The organism is Streptococcus sp. bf_0095 (genome assembly GCF_004166885.1).
In the GTDB taxonomy this organism is placed as follows: Bacteria; Bacillota; Bacilli; order Lactobacillales; family Streptococcaceae; genus Streptococcus.
The window spans coordinates 49227-67834 of the sequence record NZ_RCYU01000005.1 but is presented as its reverse complement, the minus strand read 5'-3'; the positions used below and the strand labels follow the sequence as shown (position 1 = coordinate 67834).

20 protein-coding genes are annotated in these 18608 nt (G+C 41.6%); 18 read left to right on the top strand and 2 right to left on the bottom strand.

The window, feature by feature from the left end; translation table 11 throughout:
• The first annotated feature begins 110 nt into the window (after positions 1-110).
• The 4 genes from EAI95_RS09780 to EAI95_RS09765 all read left to right on the top strand — a co-directional run bounded on the left by EAI95_RS09780 (position 111) and on the right by EAI95_RS09765 (position 3807).
• A complete protein-coding gene (locus tag EAI95_RS09780; protein WP_006596891.1) occupies positions 111-1532 on the top strand; it encodes an NCS2 family permease in 1422 nt (473 codons plus the stop codon).
• A 123-nt stretch (positions 1533-1655) separates the two neighbouring features.
• Positions 1656-2105 (top strand): tRNA (adenosine(37)-N6)-threonylcarbamoyltransferase complex ATPase subunit type 1 TsaE, encoded by a 450-nt coding sequence (gene tsaE / locus EAI95_RS09775; protein WP_125375217.1) that lies wholly within the window; start codon positions 1656-1658, stop codon positions 2103-2105.
• A gap of 2 nt (positions 2106-2107) precedes the next feature.
• Positions 2108-2641 carry a GNAT family protein gene (locus EAI95_RS09770; RefSeq protein WP_023022268.1) on the top strand — a complete coding sequence of 178 codons (534 nt, stop codon included), beginning with the start codon at positions 2108-2110 and terminating at the stop codon, positions 2639-2641.
• Positions 2638-3807, top strand: a complete 1170-nt coding sequence (locus tag EAI95_RS09765; RefSeq protein WP_023022270.1) for an LCP family protein — start codon at positions 2638-2640, stop codon at positions 3805-3807. The genes EAI95_RS09770 and EAI95_RS09765 overlap by 4 nt, the downstream gene beginning before the upstream one ends.
• A 59-nt stretch (positions 3808-3866) precedes the next feature.
• Here the strand turns inward: EAI95_RS09765 and EAI95_RS09760 are convergent, their stop codons facing one another.
• On the bottom strand, positions 3867-4160 hold the full coding sequence (locus EAI95_RS09760) for a hypothetical protein (RefSeq protein ID WP_129822867.1): 294 nt from the start codon (positions 4158-4160) through the stop codon (positions 3867-3869).
• Positions 4161-4173: 13 nt separating this feature from the next.
• Positions 4174-4587 carry an HIT family protein gene (locus EAI95_RS09755; protein WP_129822865.1) on the bottom strand — a complete coding sequence of 138 codons (414 nt, stop codon included), beginning with the start codon at positions 4585-4587 and terminating at the stop codon, positions 4174-4176.
• A gap of 67 nt (positions 4588-4654) precedes the next feature.
• On the opposite strand from EAI95_RS09755, the gene EAI95_RS09750 reads away from it, so the two are divergent.
• The 14 genes from EAI95_RS09750 (at position 4655) to EAI95_RS09680 (ending at position 18430) form a co-directional block, all read left to right on the top strand.
• Positions 4655-5386 carry an ABC transporter ATP-binding protein gene (locus EAI95_RS09750; protein ID WP_129822863.1) on the top strand — a complete coding sequence of 244 codons (732 nt, stop codon included), beginning with the start codon at positions 4655-4657 and terminating at the stop codon, positions 5384-5386.
• Positions 5383-6438 (top strand): ABC transporter permease, encoded by a 1056-nt coding sequence (locus tag EAI95_RS09745; protein WP_129822861.1) that lies wholly within the window; start codon positions 5383-5385, stop codon positions 6436-6438. The genes EAI95_RS09750 and EAI95_RS09745 overlap by 4 nt, the downstream gene beginning before the upstream one ends.
• Before the next feature lie 40 nt (positions 6439-6478).
• On the top strand, positions 6479-7273 hold the full coding sequence (locus tag EAI95_RS09740) for a phosphotransferase family protein (RefSeq protein ID WP_023022280.1): 795 nt from the start codon (positions 6479-6481) through the stop codon (positions 7271-7273).
• A complete protein-coding gene (gene trmB / locus EAI95_RS09735; protein WP_129822859.1) occupies positions 7270-7905 on the top strand; it encodes a tRNA (guanosine(46)-N7)-methyltransferase TrmB in 636 nt (211 codons plus the stop codon). The genes EAI95_RS09740 and trmB overlap by 4 nt, the downstream gene beginning before the upstream one ends.
• A 165-nt stretch (positions 7906-8070) precedes the next feature.
• Entirely contained in the window at positions 8071-8559 is a 489-nt protein-coding gene (gene rimP / locus EAI95_RS09730; protein WP_193389713.1) for a ribosome maturation factor RimP, read from the top strand.
• A 45-nt stretch (positions 8560-8604) separates the two neighbouring features.
• The gene (gene nusA, locus EAI95_RS09725; protein WP_129822857.1) at positions 8605-9750 is read left to right on the top strand and encodes a transcription termination factor NusA; all 1146 of its coding nucleotides are present in this window, start codon (positions 8605-8607) and stop codon (positions 9748-9750) included.
• A gap of 10 nt (positions 9751-9760) precedes the next feature.
• Positions 9761-10057: a YlxR family protein gene (locus EAI95_RS09720; protein ID WP_006596879.1), complete on the top strand. Its 297-nt coding sequence runs from the start codon at positions 9761-9763 to the stop codon at positions 10055-10057.
• Positions 10050-10349: a YlxQ-related RNA-binding protein gene (locus EAI95_RS09715; RefSeq protein ID WP_023022287.1), complete on the top strand. Its 300-nt coding sequence runs from the start codon at positions 10050-10052 to the stop codon at positions 10347-10349. Before EAI95_RS09720 ends, EAI95_RS09715 begins: the two co-directional genes overlap by 8 nt.
• A gap of 16 nt (positions 10350-10365) precedes the next feature.
• Positions 10366-13089: a translation initiation factor IF-2 gene (infB, locus tag EAI95_RS09710; protein ID WP_023022289.1), complete on the top strand. Its 2724-nt coding sequence runs from the start codon at positions 10366-10368 to the stop codon at positions 13087-13089.
• A 72-nt stretch (positions 13090-13161) separates the two neighbouring features.
• Positions 13162-13512 carry a 30S ribosome-binding factor RbfA gene (gene rbfA / locus EAI95_RS09705; RefSeq protein ID WP_023022291.1) on the top strand — a complete coding sequence of 117 codons (351 nt, stop codon included), beginning with the start codon at positions 13162-13164 and terminating at the stop codon, positions 13510-13512.
• Positions 13513-13656: 144 nt separating this feature from the next.
• Complete coding sequence (locus EAI95_RS09700; RefSeq protein WP_023022293.1) at positions 13657-15288, top strand: Na/Pi cotransporter family protein; 1632 nt, start codon at positions 13657-13659, stop codon at positions 15286-15288.
• A gap of 579 nt (positions 15289-15867) precedes the next feature.
• A complete protein-coding gene (nagA, locus tag EAI95_RS09695) occupies positions 15868-17019 on the top strand; it encodes an N-acetylglucosamine-6-phosphate deacetylase (protein WP_120701211.1) in 1152 nt (383 codons plus the stop codon).
• A gap of 338 nt (positions 17020-17357) precedes the next feature.
• Entirely contained in the window at positions 17358-17576 is a 219-nt protein-coding gene (locus EAI95_RS09685; protein WP_042507434.1) for a hypothetical protein, read from the top strand.
• 11 nt (positions 17577-17587) lie between these two features.
• Positions 17588-18430, top strand: a complete 843-nt coding sequence (locus EAI95_RS09680; protein WP_129822855.1) for an aldo/keto reductase — start codon at positions 17588-17590, stop codon at positions 18428-18430.
• The last annotated feature ends 178 nt before the right edge of the window (positions 18431-18608 follow it).

Genomic DNA, 18608 nt, shown 5'->3' with positions numbered 1-18608 from the left:
ATTGTTCAGATGAATCTCTTGTAAAAGTGAATGATATTTGATAAGATATTAGTATTGTTCGTGATTGAGTCGCGAGCAGATTTATTTTTTTTAAGGAGTTTATTAGAAAAATGGATAAGTTTTTTAAACTATCTGAACACGGAACGACGGTTCGTACAGAGGTATTAGCTGGTTTAACGACCTTCTTTGCCATGTCTTATATCTTATTTGTAAACCCTCAAATGCTCTCCCAAACAGGAATGCCTGCTCAAGGAGTATTTCTAGCAACCATTATTGGGTCAGTCGTCGGGACTCTCATGATGGCTTTCTACGCGAATCTGCCTTATGCCCAAGCACCAGGAATGGGCTTGAATGCCTTCTTTACCTTTACAGTGGTATTTGGGATGGGCTATTCTTGGAAAGAAGCCTTGGGAATGGTCTTTATTTGCGGACTAATTTCATTGGTTATCACATTAACCAATGTTCGGAAAATGATTATTGAGTCCATTCCAAATGCTTTGCGTTCAGCTATTTCAGCTGGTATCGGAATTTTCTTGGCCTATGTTGGAATTAAAAATGCTGGCTTGTTGAAGTTTTCGATTGATCCGCATACCTATACGGTGGCAGGAGAAGGGGCTGACAAAGCGAATGCAGCGATTACAGCAAATTCTGCAGCGGTCCCAGGACTTGTTAGTTTCAATAGTCCGACAGTCCTCCTTGCCTTGGCTGGCTTAGCCATTACTGTTTTCTTTGTCATCAAGGGCATTAAAGGAGGAATTATCCTTTCTATCCTTACGACAACAATCCTCGGTATTGTGTTTGGAATTGTTGATCTTTCAACGATTGACTTTGGTAGTACCCATCTTGGAGCAGCTGTCAATGATCTTGGCAAAATTTTTGGAGCTGCACTTGGTTCAGAAGGATTAGGTTCTTTGATTACCAATACTTCTCGTCTTCCTGAAACCTTGATGGCCATCTTGGCATTCTCCTTGACAGATATCTTTGATACGATTGGTACCTTGATTGGAACTGGTGAAAAAGTTGGTATTGTTGCCACAAATGGTGAAAATCATCAATCCGCTAAATTGGATAAAGCCCTTTATTCAGACCTTGTAGCGACATCTGTTGGTGCTATTGCAGGTACTTCGAATGTGACGACTTATGTTGAGTCAGCTGCGGGAATTGGAGCTGGTGGACGGACTGGTTTGACAGCCCTTGTAGTAGCCCTTTGTTTTGCTGTGTCAAGTATTTTTAGTCCCCTTCTTGCTATTGTACCGACAGCAGCGACAGCACCGATTTTGATCATCGTTGGGATCATGATGTTGAGTAGCTTGAAAAACATCCATTGGGATGATATGGCAGAAGCTGTACCAGCCTTCTTCACCTCTATCTTTATGGGGTTCAGCTATTCGATCACAAATGGGATTGCAGCAGGTTTTATTACCTATACAGTAACCAAACTGGTCAAAGGTGAAGCCAAAGAGGTTCACAGTATGATTTGGATTTTAGATGCTTTGTTTATCCTGAACTTTATCAGTATGGCCTTGCACTAGAATGGAAATAAAAAGAAGCTTGGACAAATGGTCCAAGCTTCTTTTTATTGTTTCAAGTGAGCTAGAAGGATGATTGACGAAAAATTGTGGGCAAGAATCAATTATTTTTGGTATAATGGTGGAATGAAAAGTCAAAATGAACAAGAGTTGATTGCGCTTGGGAAACAGTTGGGTCAACGATTAGAAAAACAGGATGTAGTGATTCTGACTGGAGATTTGGGGGCAGGAAAAACAACCTTTACAAAAGGCCTTGCTCAAGGTTTGGACATTCGCCAGATGATCAAAAGTCCTACTTATACTATCGTGAGAGAATATGAAGGCCGCTTGCCCTTGTATCACCTGGATGTCTATCGTATTGGGGACGATCCAGATTCGATTGATTTGGATGACTTTTTATTTGGTGAAGGGGTTACCGTCATTGAATGGGGAGAGTTGCTAGAGACCAGTCTTCCTGCTGGATATTTAAAGGTTGAATTGCTCAAGGATGGTGACGGACGCGAGATACGCTTGTCAGCTGTCGGGGAACGTGCAGAACAATTAAGGGAGTCATTTCTGACTTCTGTAGGAGCTTGAAGATGGAACAGGTACTAGATCTCTTTTTGAAAGAGGCTGAAGTGTCGGATGCACAGTCTTTACTCGACTTTTTTAAAGATGTAGCGACTGAATCTGATTTTACGACCTTATCTTCAGAAGGACTTGGGATGACCAAGCAAGAGTTGGAAATGTATGCAAAAAAACAAGCACAAACAGACAATCAATTATGTCTTTTGTTATACTTGGGTGAGGATCTAGTAGGTGTCTTAAATATTGTCGCGGATCAAAACAAGGCTTTGCGTCATATTGGAGATCTCTTTATTGTTATTCGGAAGGCATACTGGAATAAAGGCTTAGGTCGCCTTCTTCTAGAAGAAGGAATCGCATGGGCAGAAGGGACCAACCTCCTTCGGAAGTTAGAACTCAGTGTCCAAGTTCGAAATGAACGGGCTATCCATCTTTATCAAACGCTAGGATTTGAAATTGAAGGCCTCCGAAAGAGAGGCGTATACAAGGAAGGGGAATATCTGGATGTTTACCTAATGGGCAAACTGATAGATGGACAGAATCAATGATTAAAAAAATTCTATTAATGTTTTTTAGTTTGTTAGCAGTAACGACGATTGGGATTGGGGCGTACGGGCTGACCATCCTTAATCAGTCGACAAATGCGTTGAGTAAGACCTATAAAGGAATCGGCGGTGAAAACAATGTCATTGCAGAAAACAAACCAATGACCATCTTGCTCATGGGGGTCGATACTGGATCAGGCTCACGAGAGGATCAGTGGGTAGGAAACAGTGATACCATGATCCTGGTGACGGTGAATCCACAAACGAGTGAGACAACGATTATGAGTTTGGAACGGGATATCTTAACCAATATTACGCAGGATGGAGAAACGGTTCAAGCTAAGCTGAACGCAGCTTATGCTCAAGGTGGGGCCGAGTTGGCCATTGAAACCATCCAAGATTTGATGAATATTCATATTGACCGTTATGCGATGATCAATATGAAAGGCCTAGTCCAACTGGTTGATAAGGTCGGCGGAATAACGGTAAACAATCCATTTGATTTCGATATTTCGATTGAAGAAAACGAACCAGAATATACAGCTAAAATTCCACCTGGTCGTCAAGAAATTGACGGAGAACAAGCGTTAGTATACTCACGGATGCGTTATCAAGATCCAGAAGGAGACTATGGTCGTCAAAAACGTCAACGAGAAGTCATCGAAAAGATCATCAAGAAAATATTGACTTTGGATGGTCTGAGCAATTATCAAGGAATTATTGAAGCGGTTAGTGATAATATGCAGACCAATATCTCCTTGGATACGGATAGTTTGATGCAGTTGATGGGCTATCGAGATGCCTTGAAGAACATTCGTATGGAACAGTTGAAAGGTGAAGATGCTACCCTTGCCGATGGCGGAAGTTACCAAATTGTTACTTCAGAACACCTGTTGAAGATGCAGAATATACTGCGTAAAAGTCTTGGTTTATCGCCTTTGCGCAAGCTTAAAACGAGTGCTGTTTTATTAGATGGAGACGAAGCTAGTGGAACTGTTTCATCAGAAAGTGGTGAAGCTTCAGTAGAATCGAGCCAGGATACTGGTGGAGGATATTATGAACCTTCCTATGTTCCAGAAACTACTGTAAGCTCAGAAGCAATTACACAATACCAACCGGCAGTGACTCCTTCTACGGATACAACAGTAGCTGGTGATGGAGGAAACTAAATCATTTCTCTTCTAAAAATAAAAAGGTTTTGAGACGACTGTCTCAAAACCTTTTTTGCTTATTCGTGATTTGATTTCTCAGACCAAATAGTTTGGATTTGTTCTACAGAAGCATTGGCTTGCTGAGAGAAGACCCTTGCTTTATAGGAAAAGTCTTCCAGTAATTGATTTAAAAGGACTCTTTGCTCTTGGATGATTTCAATATTCTTTTTGATTATTGAAAGGTTTGATTGGATTCCATCCGTGAGTTGTTTAGTTTCGTTGAATTCATTTTTCAGTGGTTCGCGATTTTTAACAAGTTGATAGCTGATGGTTGCTCCAGTCGCGAACCAAAATAGATCTCTTAATTTCATAGTAAGCTCCTTTTTAATGGTTTGAGATATCCTTGGCTAATTGGGCAAGGTGGTCAAAATCAGGTTCGTGGGCAATGAAATCAATCTTTAGGTCATCCTCTTGAGAGTAGCGTGGAAGAATATGTACGTGGGTGTGGAAGACAGACTGTCCTGCGATTTCTTCCATGTTACTAATGATGTTCATTCCTTGAGGCTGTGTAGCACCTTCCACTTTTTTGGTGACTCTTGAAACGATGTTAAAAAGCGCAGCCGTTTCATCTGGTGTCATTTCCAACAGATTGCGGGCATGTTTTTTTGGAATCACAAGGGTATGGCCTGGAGTGACCTGAGAGATATCTAAAAAAGCAAGAAAATGGTCATCTTCGTAGACCTTAGAAGCAGGAATGTCTCCAGAAACAATCTTACAAAAAATACAATCCGAAACCATAAATATACCTCAATTTAGCTAGATTTTGTTATAATATAAGAACATTATACCAGAAAGCAAAGAAAATATGTTAGAAATAAAAAACCTGACAGGAGGCTATGTCAATATCCCTGTCTTAAAAGATGTTAGTTTTGAGGTTGGCGATGGTCAATTGATTGGATTGATTGGCTTGAATGGAGCAGGAAAGTCAACGACCATTAATGAAATTATAGGTCTCCTGCGTCCCTATGCTGGTGAAATCCGGATTGATGGCTTGACTCTAGCTACTTCTCCAAGTGCTTATCGCCAAAAAATTGGTTATATTCCTGAAACACCTAGTCTTTATGAAGAATTAACCTTGCGTGAGCATATTGAAACAGTAGCTATGGCCTATGATTTGGATCAAGAGGCTGTTTTTGCGCGGGTGACTCCTCTCTTGAAGCAATTTCGACTAGAGGAAAAATTGGATTGGTTTCCTGTCCATTTTTCTAAGGGGATGAAACAAAAGGTTATGATTATTTGTGCCTTTGCTGTTGACCCAAGTTTGTTTATAGTCGACGAGCCTTTCTTAGGCCTAGATCCAGTTGCTATCTCAGATTTAATTCAACTATTGAATGCAGAGAAAGAGAAAGGAAAATCAATCTTAATGAGTACCCATGTTCTGGATTCTGCTGAAAAAATGTGCGATGCCTTTGTCATCCTCCATAAGGGACAGGTCCGCGCCCAGGGGACTTTAGCAGAATTGCGGACAGAATTTGGTATGGCAGATGCGGATTTGAATGAGATTTACCTTGCACTAACAAAAGAGGCTGACCGATGATAGAAGTACTACAAAAGAGGAAGACGACCTTTCGCAATCAGTGCTTGAAATATTCTCGCTATGTATTTAATGATCACTTTGTCCTTTTTCTCCTGATTTTTCTAGGTTTTTTAGCGGTTCAGTACAGTCAATTTTTGCGCTCCCTACCAGAAGATAAGAGCCTTCTCCTTATTGTACTTGCCCTAGCTCCTTTGCTTCTGCTTCCGGTTGGTTCCATCGCAACCTATTGTGAGAAGCCGGACATGATTTTTCTCCTGGTAAAAGAAGAAGAATTGAAAGGCTATTTGAAACAACAGACCTTACGAGCGACTATTTTCTGGGGAATTGTACAAACCTTTGTGCTTGTCCTGTTTGTTCCATTGGCTTTGGCTTTAGGACTGTCTCTTACCATTGTGGTGGTTTATTTGGCTGTTCTCTTTTTGTTGAAGGTTCTTATTTTTCAAGGAAAGGGGAAAAGATTCTATAACCAGGCGGGTCTTGATTGGAAGCGAATCGTAGAGCTTGAAAACCTGAGAAAGCAAAGTATTCTAAGATTTTTTGCCCTTTTTACAACAGTAAAAGGAATGACTAACAGCGTAAAACGTCGGGCTTATTTAGATAAGCTGACAAGCATGGTTCCGAAAGTCAGCGCTAAGACCTGGAACAACCTGTATCTCCGTTCTTATCTTCGAAATGGGGATCTGTTTTCCATGAGTCTACGTCTATTAGGACTATCCATCGCTATCTTTGTCTTCATCCCGCAAACGTTAGTAGCAGTGGCCGTCGCGGGGCTCTTGAATTATTTACTTGTTTTTCAATTGCTCGGACTCTACAAGGCCTTTGACTATCAGTATTTAACACGACTCTTTCCTTTGGAAAATCGTGCTAAAACACGAGGGCTTCTTCAAACAGTCCAATCGGTGATTTTGTTTGTCGTTCTCCTTGAGGGAGGCCTGGGATTGGTGGTCTTTGAAGACAAACTTCTCGTCTTGGCCTTGCTAGCTTTCACAGCCTTTTTAGCCTATGGCTATGCACCTTTCAAGGTGAGACGATTAGTTGACGAAACGCCTTAAAATTAGTAAAATAGATGGGAAACTGTTTACGGAGGAATAGATGGACTCGAACGAAAAAGAGCTAACGTTGACCCCAATTGCTGGTAAAAGCGGAAAAGCCTTTATGGGGACTTATCCGGATGGGGGGAAAGTATTTGTCAAAATGAATACGACTCCAATATTAGCAGGGTTAGCTAAAGAACAAATTGCTCCACAACTCTTATGGAGCCGACGCTTACCTGACGGAAATGTGATGAGCGCACAAGAATGGTTAAATGGAGAAATTTTAACTCCAAATGGGATGGGGAAAAAGCAAGTGGTTCATATCCTGACTCGTTTGCACCGTTCACGCCCCTTGATGACACAATTGAGAAAGTTGGGCTACACAGCTGAATCGCCATTGGATTTATTAAATTCTTTGAGCAGTCAGTTGCCAATCGCTTTGCGTCAAAACAATTATTTGCAATCTGTATTAAAGAGTTTACGACAGACTGTTCCAGCTTTTCGAGAAGATTATGCAACCATTGTTCACGGAGACGTCCGTCACAGTAACTGGATTGAAACTGACAGTGGATTTATCTATTTGGTTGATTGGGATTCTGTCCGCTTAACAGATCGGATGATGGATGTGGCTCATGTTTTAAGTCACTACATTCCAGACTCTCAGTGGCAGGATTGGTTAGTCTATTACGGCTATAAGTACAACGAAACTGTATTTGGTAAATTGTACTGGTTTGGTCAATACTCTTTCCTTTGTCAGATTGTAAAATACTATGAAAACAATGATTTAGAGAATGTGAACCGGGAAATTTATGCCTTGCGTAATTTCCGGTCAAAATATGGGAAGGAAGCATGAGAGTTAGAAACCGCAAGGGTGCAACCGAATTATTAGAAGCCAATCCACAAATTGTCATTTTGAAGCCAGAAGAAGCCAAAGGGAAGTGGCATGAGATTTTTGGAAATGACCATCCTATTCATATTGAAGTGGGAAGCGGTAAAGGAGCCTTTATCACTGGAATGGCCAAACAAAATCCAGACATTAACTATATCGGGATTGATATTCAAAAATCAGTACTAAGCTACGCTTTGGATAAGGTGTTAGAAACTGACGTTCCCAATATCAAGTTGCTTTGGGTAGACGGGGATAGCTTGACCAATTACTTTGAAGACGGTGAGATTGATCAATTGTATCTCAATTTTTCAGATCCTTGGCCGAAGAAACGCCATGAAAAACGTCGTCTAACCTACAAGAGTTTCTTAGATACCTTCAAACAAATTTTACCAGAGCATGGGGAGATTCATTTCAAGACGGACAATCGAGGACTCTTTGAATACAGTTTGGTGAGTTTTTCTCAGTATGGAATGACCTTGAAGGGTGTCTGGTTAGATCTTCATGCTAGTGATTTTGAGGGAAATGTCATGACCGAATATGAAAAGAAATTTTCAAGTAAGGGTCAGGTCATTTATCGGGTTGAGGCACAATTTTAAAGTCTAGGTAAGGATCAACGTCTTCTGAAAAGGGAGGCGTTTTTCTTTTGGATGATAGCTGGATGAATCAGGAAGGCGAAATTCTTGCATTTTGACGGAACTTGTGCTAGAATGTTTAAAACGAATAGAAAAGGAGAGGCGAAGACATATCTTCGCCTCTTGTCTGTGAGGAGGTGTTGTCCTATCGCAACAATTGTTGAATTAGTAACAGAAATTCTTCAACCAGCCATCCAAGCTCCATTTGAATTGGTGGATGTGGAATATGGAAAAATGGGAGGAGATTATGTTCTAAGTATCTTTGTTGATAAGCCAGGTGGTATTACCCTGAATGATACAGCAGATTTAACAGAAGTGATTAGTCCTCTGTTGGATCAGATTCAACCAGATCCATTCCCAGAACAGTACTTCCTAGAAGTGACGAGTCCTGGTTTGGAGCGTCCCTTAAAAACTAAAGATGCAGTGGAAAAAGCTCTGGGTCAATATATCCATGTCAGCTTGTACAAGGCAGTTGATAAACAAAAGGTCATTGAAGGAACACTCCTTAAGTTCGAAGATGACCAATTGACCATGGAATACATGGACAAAACCAGAAAGAAAACCATTGAAATCCCCTATAGTCTTGTCTCAAAAGCAAGACTAGCTGTCAAATTATAGCAGAAAAGAAAGGAAGGCTCTTAGTAGCCTAAGAGCAAGAAAAGAATGAGTAAAGAAATGCTAGATGCTTTTCGCATCTTGGAAGAAGACAAAGGAATCAAAAAAGAAGATATCATTGAAGCTGTCACAGAATCATTGCGTTCGGCTTATCGGAGACGGTATGGTCAAGCAGAAAGTGCGGCTATCGAATTTAATGAAAAGACTGGTGACTTCCGCGTTTATACTGTTCGTGAAGTAGTGGATGAAGTATTTGATAGCCGGTTAGAAATTAGTTTGAAAGATGCTCTTGCGATTAGCTCTGCCTATGAATTGGGAGACAAAATCAAATTTGAAGAAGCACCTGCTGAGTTTGGTCGTGTCGCAGCTCAATCTGCCAAACAAACCATCATGGAAAAAATGCGCAAGCAAACTCGTGCGATTACCTATAACACTTATAAAGAACATGAAAATGAAATTATGAGTGGAACGGTTGAGCGTTTTGATAATCGATTTATCTATGTGAATTTAGGGTCTATCGAAGCTCAATTGTCTAAACAAGACCAAATCCCGGGTGAAGTCTTCCAATCTCATGATCGCATCGAAGTCTTTGTCTACAAAGTAGAAGACAATCCTCGTGGGGTCAACGTTTTCGTAAGCCGTAGCCATCCAGAAATGATCAAACGTTTAATGGAGCAAGAAATTCCGGAAGTTTACGATGGAACGGTTGAAATCATGAGCGTAGCGCGTGAAGCTGGCGACCGGACCAAAGTTGCTGTTCGTAGCCATAATCCAAACGTGGATGCGATTGGAACCATCGTTGGTCGTGGTGGATCGAATATTAAAAAGATCACCAGCAAGTTCCACCCAGCTCGCTATGATCAGAAATTGGATCGTATGGTTCCAACAGAAGAAAATATTGATGTCATTGAGTGGGTCCCAGATCCAGCAGAATTTATCTACAATGCCATTGCTCCTGCTGAGGTCGATCAAGTTATCTTTGACGAAGAAGACAGCAAACATGCCCTTGTGGTAGTGCCAGATAGCAAACTATCTCTTGCGATCGGTCGTCGGGGTCAAAACGTACGCTTGGCGGCTCACTTAACTGGCTACCGGATTGATATCAAATCAGCTAGTGAGTACGAAGAAATGGAAGTAAGTCAAGAACCTGCTTTTGAAGAAGTAGAAAGTGATTTGGATTCTGTAGACGAATAGGGAGGGAATCATGGTAAAGACAAGAAAAATCCCTTTACGCAAGTCTGTTGTTTCAAACGAGGTCATCGATAAACGAGATCTCTTGCGAATCGTAAAAAATAAAGAAGGTCAAGTTTTTATCGATCCGACTGGGAAAGCAAATGGTCGTGGTGCTTATATCAAACTGGATAATGAGGAAGCACTTCAAGCTAAAAAGAAGAAAGTCTTCAATCGCAGCTTTAGCATGGAAGTGGATGAAGCTTTTTACGACGAATTGATTGCTTATGTGGATCATAAGGTGAAGAGAAGAGAGTTAGGCCTTGAATAAGCAAAAAGTCAGTAATTTATTGGGATTGGCTCAGCGAGCAGGGAAAATTATCTCTGGGGAAGAATTGGTTATCAAGTCTGTTCAAGAAGGAAAGACTTGCTTAGTTTTTCTAGCAGATGATGCCGCTCCCAATCTTACCAAAAAAATCACAGATAAATGCCACTATTATGGCGTTCCGGTATTAACCGTGTTTTCAACACTAGAATTAAGCACTGCCATTGGTCGCTCACGAAAGGTTGTGGCCGTGACAGATGCTGGATTTTCAAAGAAAATGAGGTCTCTTATGGAATAGAAGAGGAGGACAGCAATTGTCTAAGAAAAGATTGTATGAGATTGCCAAAGAACTAGGCAAGGAAAGTAAAGAAGTCGTCACACGTGCGAAAGAATTAGGGTTGGAGGTAAAGAGTCACGCTTCTAGTATTGAAGGTGAAGCTGTTGAGCGTTTGGTGAATAGTTTTGCATCAAAGGCTCCTCAAACTCCTAAAGTGACGGAAGAAAAACAAGTAAAAGTTGTGCCGGTTGCAAAAGAACCCGTTGCAAACAATACAGAAAAAACAACTGAAACAGCTGTAGCACCTGTTGTGAAGCCAAAGAGTCGTAATTTCAAGGCGGAACGTGAAGCCCGTGCGAAAGAGCAAGCTGAACGTCGTCAACAACAAGGAAATCGACCTAAAAAACAACAAAACGACCGTCGGGACGGAGATCGTTTCCAAAATCGCAATGAGCGAAAGAATCAAGGGAATGACCGTCGAAATCAAGGGAATGATCGTCGTCGCGATCAAGCTGGAAATGGTCAAGGACGTCCAAATCCAGTAAACGGTGCACCCAAGATTGATTTCAAAGCCCGTGCTGCAGCATTAAAGGCAGAGCAAAATGCGGAATATGCACGTGGTAGTGAAGAACGCTACAAGCAAAACCAGGCAGCCAAGGTTGAGCAAGAACGACAACAACGTCGTAAGCGCGAAGAAGTGGTTGCCACTGAAGTTGTCGCTTCACAACCAAAGGCGGAGCCAGTGAAAGCAACTCCAGTAGCGAGTCCAAGTCCTGCAGCAGTTGATACACGTCGGAAAAAGCAAGCTAGACCAGACAAAAAACGTGAAGATTTTGATCGTGAAGAAGATGGTCCAAGAAAACAACAAAAGAATCGAAGTAGTCAAAACCAAGTGAGAAATCAAAGAAATAGTAACTGGAATAACAACAAAAAGAATAAAAAAGGAAAGAATAACCGCAATGAAGCTCCAAAACCAGTAACAGAGCGTAAATTCCATGAGTTGCCAAGTGAATTGGAGTACACAGATGGAATGACGGTTGCGGAAATCGCAAAACGGATTAAGCGTGAGCCGGCAGAAATCGTTAAGAAGCTCTTCATGATGGGCGTGATGGCGACACAAAACCAATCTTTGGATGGCGATACCATTGAACTTCTGTTAGTGGATTATGGAATTGAAGCTAAGAAAAAGGTTGAAGTGGATAATGCGGATATCGAGCGCTTCTTCGTCGAAGATGGTTATTTGAATCCAGATAAATTGGTGGAGCGTCCACCAGTTGTTACCATTATGGGACACGTTGACCATGGTAAAACAACCCTTTTGGATACCCTTCGTAACTCACGGGTTGCGACAGGAGAAGCCGGTGGGATCACCCAGCATATCGGAGCCTACCAAATCATGGAAAACGGCAAGAAGATTACCTTCTTGGATACACCTGGACACGCAGCCTTCACCTCTATGCGGGCACGTGGTGCATCTGTTACCGATATTACCATCTTGGTCGTAGCAGCGGATGACGGGGTTATGCCTCAGACGATTGAAGCCATTAACCACTCAAAAGCGGCTAACGTTCCAATTATCGTTGCCATTAACAAGATTGATAAACCAGGTGCCAATCCAGAACGTGTTATTGGAGAATTGGCAGAACACGGCGTTATGTCAACTGCTTGGGGTGGAGATTCTGAATTTGTAGAAATCTCAGCCAAGTTCAACCAAAACATCGATGAGTTGTTGGAAACGGTCCTTCTTGTAGCTGAAATCCAAGAACTCAAGGCAGACCCAACAGTCCGTGCTATTGGTACCGTTATCGAAGCGCGTTTGGATAAAGGAAAAGGTGCGGTTGCAACTCTTCTTGTGCAACAAGGTACTTTGAATGTCCAAGATCCAATCGTTGTCGGGAATACTTTCGGGCGTGTCCGTGCCATGACCAATGACCTTGGACGTCGGGTTAAGGTTGCAGGTCCTTCCACACCAGTTTCGATTACTGGTCTAAACGAAGCGCCGATGGCGGGTGACCATTTTGCGGTTTATGAAGATGAAAAATCAGCGCGTGCAGCGGGTGAAGAACGTGCCAAACGTGCCCTCTTGAAACAACGGCAAGCAACTAATCGTGTCAGCCTTGAAAACCTCTTTGATACTTTGAAGGCTGGTGAAGTGAAATCTGTTAATGTCATTATCAAGGCTGATGTACAAGGTTCGGTTGAAGCCCTTGCTGCTTCCCTTCAAAAGATTGAAGTAGAAGGTGTCAAGGTTACCATCGTTCACTCAGCGGTTGGTGCTATCAACGAATCAGACGTTACCCTCGCAGAAGCTTCAAATGCCTTCATCATTGGATTTAACGTCCGCCCTACTCCTCAAGCGCGTCAGCAAGCTGAAGCTGATGAGGTAGAAATCCGTCTTCACTCAATCATCTACAAAGTGATTGAAGAAATGGAAGATGCCATGAAGGGAATGTTGGATCCTGAGTTTGAAGAGAAAGTCATCGGGGAAGCGGTTATTCGTGAAACCTTCAAAGTCTCTAAAGTGGGTACCATTGGTGGATTTATGGTCCTCAGTGGTAAGGTCACTCGTGATTCCAAAGTTCGTGTCATTCGTGACGGTGTCGTGATTTATGATGGCGCTCTTGCTAGCTTGAAACATTATAAAGATGATGTCAAAGAAGTAACCAACGGTCGCGAAGGTGGATTGATGATCGAAGGCTACAATGATATCAAGACGGATGATACCATCGAAGCTTACATCATGGAAGAAATTAAAAAATAAACTGTTAACTAGGAAAGAAGAGAAGAAATCTCCCATTTCCTAGTTTTAAAGACAGATCAGAAAGGAGTTCCTATGGCAAGTCATTTTCGGACAGACCGAGTAGGGATGGAAATCAAGCGTGAAGTCAACGAAATTTTGCAAAAAAAAGTTCGTGACCCACGTGTTCAAGGTGTCACCATTACGGATGTTCAGATGCTAGGCGATTTGTCTATGGCTAAGGTCTACTATTCGATTATGAGTGACCTGGCTTCAGATAATCAGAAGGCTCAGACAGGGCTTGAAAAAGCAACAGGAACCATCAAGCGCGAATTAGGTCGGAATTTAAAATTATATAAGATTCCGGATTTAACCTTTATCAAAGATGAATCCATTGAATATGGAAACAAAATTGATCAAATGTTACGAGAGCTTGATAAAAAATAATGAACAAAACGATAGATTTTGTAGAGTCTATCGTTTTTTTAGGACAAAATTCAGAAGAAATTTCAAAAAAAAACTTGTGTCCAAGTGGTGGATGTTTTAAAATAGAGTGAGTAAACTTTTATCGAATGATGATGGAGGAAAGAAATGTCCATTGATTGGCAGAACATTTTATTTAACTTCTTAGGTGGCTTGGGTCTCTTTCTCTATAGTATTAAAACCATGGGAGAAGGCTTGCAACAGGCTGCAGGGGATCGCCTTCGATACTATATTGATAAATATACGAGTAATCCCTTTCTAGGGGTTCTAGTAGGGATTGGGATGACTGCTTTGATTCAGTCTAGTTCAGGGGTTACAGTGATTACGGTCGGTCTGGTGAGTGCTGGACTTCTAACCCTCCGTCAAGCTATTGGTATTGTTATGGGGGCCAATATTGGAACTACTGTTACCTCCTTTATCATTGGTTTTAAATTAGGAGACTACGCCTTGCCTATGCTTTTTATCGGAGCGATTTGTCTCTTCTTTACCAAAAATCGTTTGGTTAATAATGTTGGACGAATCGTTTTTGGTGTCGGTGGTATCTTCTTTGCCCTCAACTTGATGAGTGGGGCTATGGAACCTCTTAAAGATTTGCAAGTTTTTCGTGACTACATGGTGGAGTTGAGTAAAAGTCCTATCTTGGGTGTCTTTGTCGGATCAGGATTAACTCTTTTGATTCAGGCTTCCTCTGCAACCATTGGTATCTTACAAAATCTCTATGCTAGTCATTTGATTGACCTTAAAGGGGCTCTCCCAGTTCTCTTTGGTGATAATATCGGAACGACCATTACAGCCATCATTGCTTCCTTGGGAGCAAATATTGCGGCCAAACGTGTGGCGGGTGCCCATGTAGCCTTTAATGTTATCGGAACCATTATCTGTCTTGTCTTCCTTGTTCCGTTTACATCTTTGATTCAATGGTTTGAAACGACTCTTCATTTGTCTCCCGAGATGACCATAGCCTTTGCTCACGGGACCTTTAATATTACCAATACCATCATCCAGTTCCCCTTCATTGGAGCTTTGGCTTACTTTGTGACGAAATTGATTCCTGGTGAGGATGAAGTGGTCAAATACGAACCACTTTACTTGGATGAAAATCTGATTACCCAAGCTCCTTCGATTGCTTTAGGAAATGCCAAAAAAGAACTATTGCATTTAGGAACCTATGCTGAAAAGAGTTTCGACTTGGCCTATCGCTACATTGTAAATCAAGAAGAAAAGCTAGCTGAAAAAGGCCATAAAACAGAAGAAGCCATTAATACCATCGATGATCAGTTGACCAAATACTTGATCCGCTTGTCTAGTGAAGCTCTGAGTCCAAAAGAAAGTGAATCCTTGACTAATATTTTGGATTCTTCTCGAGATTTAGAGCGGATTGGAGACCACGCGGAATCCTTAATCAACCTGACGGACTACCTCATTCGGAAGAAAGTTGTGTTTTCTGATAATGCCTTGGCTGAATTAGAAGATATCTACCAACAAACTGCTACTTTTGTTAAAGATGCACTTAGAAGTGTAGAAGAGGATAACCAAGAGTTGGCAGCAGAGTTGGAACAGCGCCATCAGGCAATTGAAAAGCTCGAAAAGAAATTGCGGAAGACCCATATTTCTCGTCTAAACAAGGGCGAGTGTACACCTCAAGCAGGTGTCAACTTTATTGATATGATCTCTCACTATACACGTGTTGCAGACCATGCCATGAATTTAGCAGAGAAGGTACAATTAGAGCAGATCTAAAAAAGCAAAAAGAGGCTGGGACAAAAGTCCTAGCCTCTCAATTGTCTTTGGATTGTCGAGCAAGACGCAGTGGTTGAGTAGGGATCTACTAGGCTGATTTCATCAGCTTTTACAGTCCTACTCAACTGTGCGGAGGTGGGACGACGAAATCGAATCTAACGAGTGACCGATTTTTGTCCCACTCTCTTTAGATTGGTATAACATTTTTTTTAAAACTTTCCTTAGGTGAGTACGGACGTCAGCGAACTTCTTCGAAGTTCCATGACTAATTATTGAGCCTAAGGTCTCAATAATTCCGTGTACCTAGACCTTAATTGATCTAGGCACTTTTCTCACAGCGGAAAGTTTTAGATCTGCCTAATTTCTCAAAAAAGATAATTTTTTAAAAAAATCATCTATCTATTTTATGGAAAAAGTTTGTCAATATTCTGAAATCCAGTTCTTTAGAACTGGATTTCTTATTGTATTTATAAAGAATATTAATATATTTAAATAAAATAGGTCTAGACCATTTACAAATGTAGCACAAAGGATTATAATGTGTATGAATATATCGGTAGAAAAAGAAAGGAAATCACCATGACAACCTATATACAAGCAGATCAATTCTTTTATCCCCATGGAATTCGTAAGGGAGGATATCTAGAAATTGTCGATGGCAAATTCGGAAAACATGTGGATCAGCTACCAGAGGGAGCTACCGTTTTGGACTATACCGGCTATAGTATTGCTCCTGGTTTGGTCGATACGCACATCCATGGATTTGGTGGAGTTGACGTTATGGACAACAACATTGAGGGGACCCTTCATACTATGAGCGAGGGGCTCTTGAGCACAGGGGTTACTAGCTTTTTGCCAACAACTTTGACCTCTTCTTATGAGCAATTATTAGCAGTAACTGAAAACATTGGCGCACGATACCAAGAAGCTTCCGGTGCAAAGATTCGTGGGATTTACTTTGAAGGACCTTACTTTACAGAGAAGTACAAGGGAGCTCAAAATCCAGCCTATATGAAAGATCCTCGGATGGATGAATTCCGTGCATGGCAAAAAGCAGCCAACGGCTTGCTCAATAAAATTGCCCTTGCTCCTGAGCGGGAAGGTGTAGAAGACTTTGTCCGTACAGTAACAGGAGAAGGGGTGACGGTTGCGCTTGGGCACTCCAATGCAACCTTTGACGAAGCCAAAAAAGCAGTGGATGCTGGAGCTAGTGTCTGGGTGCATGCCTATAACGGAATGCGTGGCTTGACGCACCGTGAGCTTGGAATGGTTGGGGCTATGTACCAACTTCCTCATACTTATGCAGAGTTAATCTGTGATGGCCATCACGTTGATCCAAAAGCCTGTGATATTCTCCTCAAACAAAAAGGAGTGGAAAATATCGCTTTGATCACTGACTGTATGACAGCTGGTGGCTTGGAAGATGGCGACTACATGTTGGGTGAATTCCCTGTTGTCGTAGAAAATGGAACAGCCCGTTTGAAATCGACAGGGAACCTGGCTGGTTCGATCTTGAAGCTTAAAGATGGATTGAAGAATGTTGTTGAGTGGGGCATTGCCAATCCTCATGAAGCGGTCATGATGGCGAGTCTCAACCCTGCTAAATCCGTCCATATTGATGATGTCTGTGGCCAAATCCGTGAGGGTTATGACGCTGACTTTATTGTATTGGATAAAGATTTAGAGTTGGTAGCAACCTTCTTGGATGGCCAAAAACGATTTGAAGCTTAATGGTGAAAAATAGGTTCAAATACGAATCGATTGCTTTTGATTTCTTTTACCAGTTTTAAAATTGAATTTCTTCCATGAGGCTGGGACAAAAGTCCTAGCCTCTTAATTGTCTTTAGATTGTCTAGCAAGACGCAGTGGTTGAGTGGGCTCTACTAGGCTGATTACATCAGCTTTTACAGCCCTACTCAACTGTGCGGAGGTGGGACGACGAAATCGAATTCTAACGAATGACCGATTTCTGTCCCACTCTCATTTAAATAGGATTCCTTAGCCTAGCCATTTGTCTCTTTGCTCCGATACATGGTATAATGAAATTAATTGAATCGCGAGGTAGTTTTATGCATAAGATAAATGTACGTTTTTTATTGATGGGGTTGTTTTTCTTTATCTATGGTATGTTACGCCGTAGTCCCGTCATTCTAGTGGCAGGTAGTGCCTTTTTACTCTACGCCTTTTTTAGTAAGTCGATGGTGCAACCTAAGGAAAATATCTTTAAGCCAAAGTTGCGCTTGAATGCGAAGACTTCTAAGTCTGGTAAAAAAAACAAAGGAAAGTGACGGGCAATAAGATGAAGAGCTACAAACTAAATGATGGACGCCAAATTCCTGTACTAGGTTTTGGTACTTGGAAGGCGAAAGATGGCGAAGAAGCTTATCAAGCAGTAAAAACAGCCTTAGAAGCGGGCTATCGCCATATTGATACGGCAGCCATCTATCAAAACGAAGAAAGCGTCGGAAAGGCTATCCGGGATAGTGGTATTCCAAGAGAAGAACTTTTTGTAACGACCAAGTTGTGGAATAATCGTCATACCTATGAGGATGCTTTCAATGGCCTAGAAGAATCTTTGCACAAATTGGGACTAGACTTTATCGATTTGTATTTAATCCACTGGCCAAATCCTGTGACCCACCGAGAAAATGAGGCCTGGAAAGAACGGAATCGTGAGGTTTGGAGAGCCATGGAAGATATGCAGGCAGAGGGAAAGATTCGCTCTATTGGTGTGAGTAACTTCCTGCCCCATCACCTGGATGCTTTGTTAGAGAGTGCCAAAGTTTTTCCGGCGGTCAATCAGATCCGCTTGGCCCCTGGAGTCTATCAAGAGGAAGTGGTCCGTTATTGTCGTGATAAAGGAATTATATTGGAGGCATGGGGACCATTTGGCCAAGGAGAGCTGTTCCAAAATGAGACAGTTCTTACACTGGCTAAACAGTATGACGTGACACCAGCCCAGCTTCTCTTAGCTTGGAGTCTAGCAGAAGGATTTTTACCTTTGCCCAAGTCAGTGACTCCTGAGCGCATTGCAAGTAACCTACAATGCTTTGCGATTGCATTATCCCCAGAAGACTGTGAGCTCCTTCGGAAGATCCCAGTAGAGGCGGGAGCACCAGACCCAGACACTAAAGACTTTTAAGATCGTTTATTTATAGACAGTGAGAGGTTACTCTCGCTGTCTTTTTTGTGTAATAAGATGGAAAAACGAACAATTTGTTTTAGTTATCTAAGTATTTGAATATCGAAACCACAAAAAGCAAACGAAAAATAACTAATTAAAGATATCGTGCGGAAATATTACAATTTGATAACAAAGT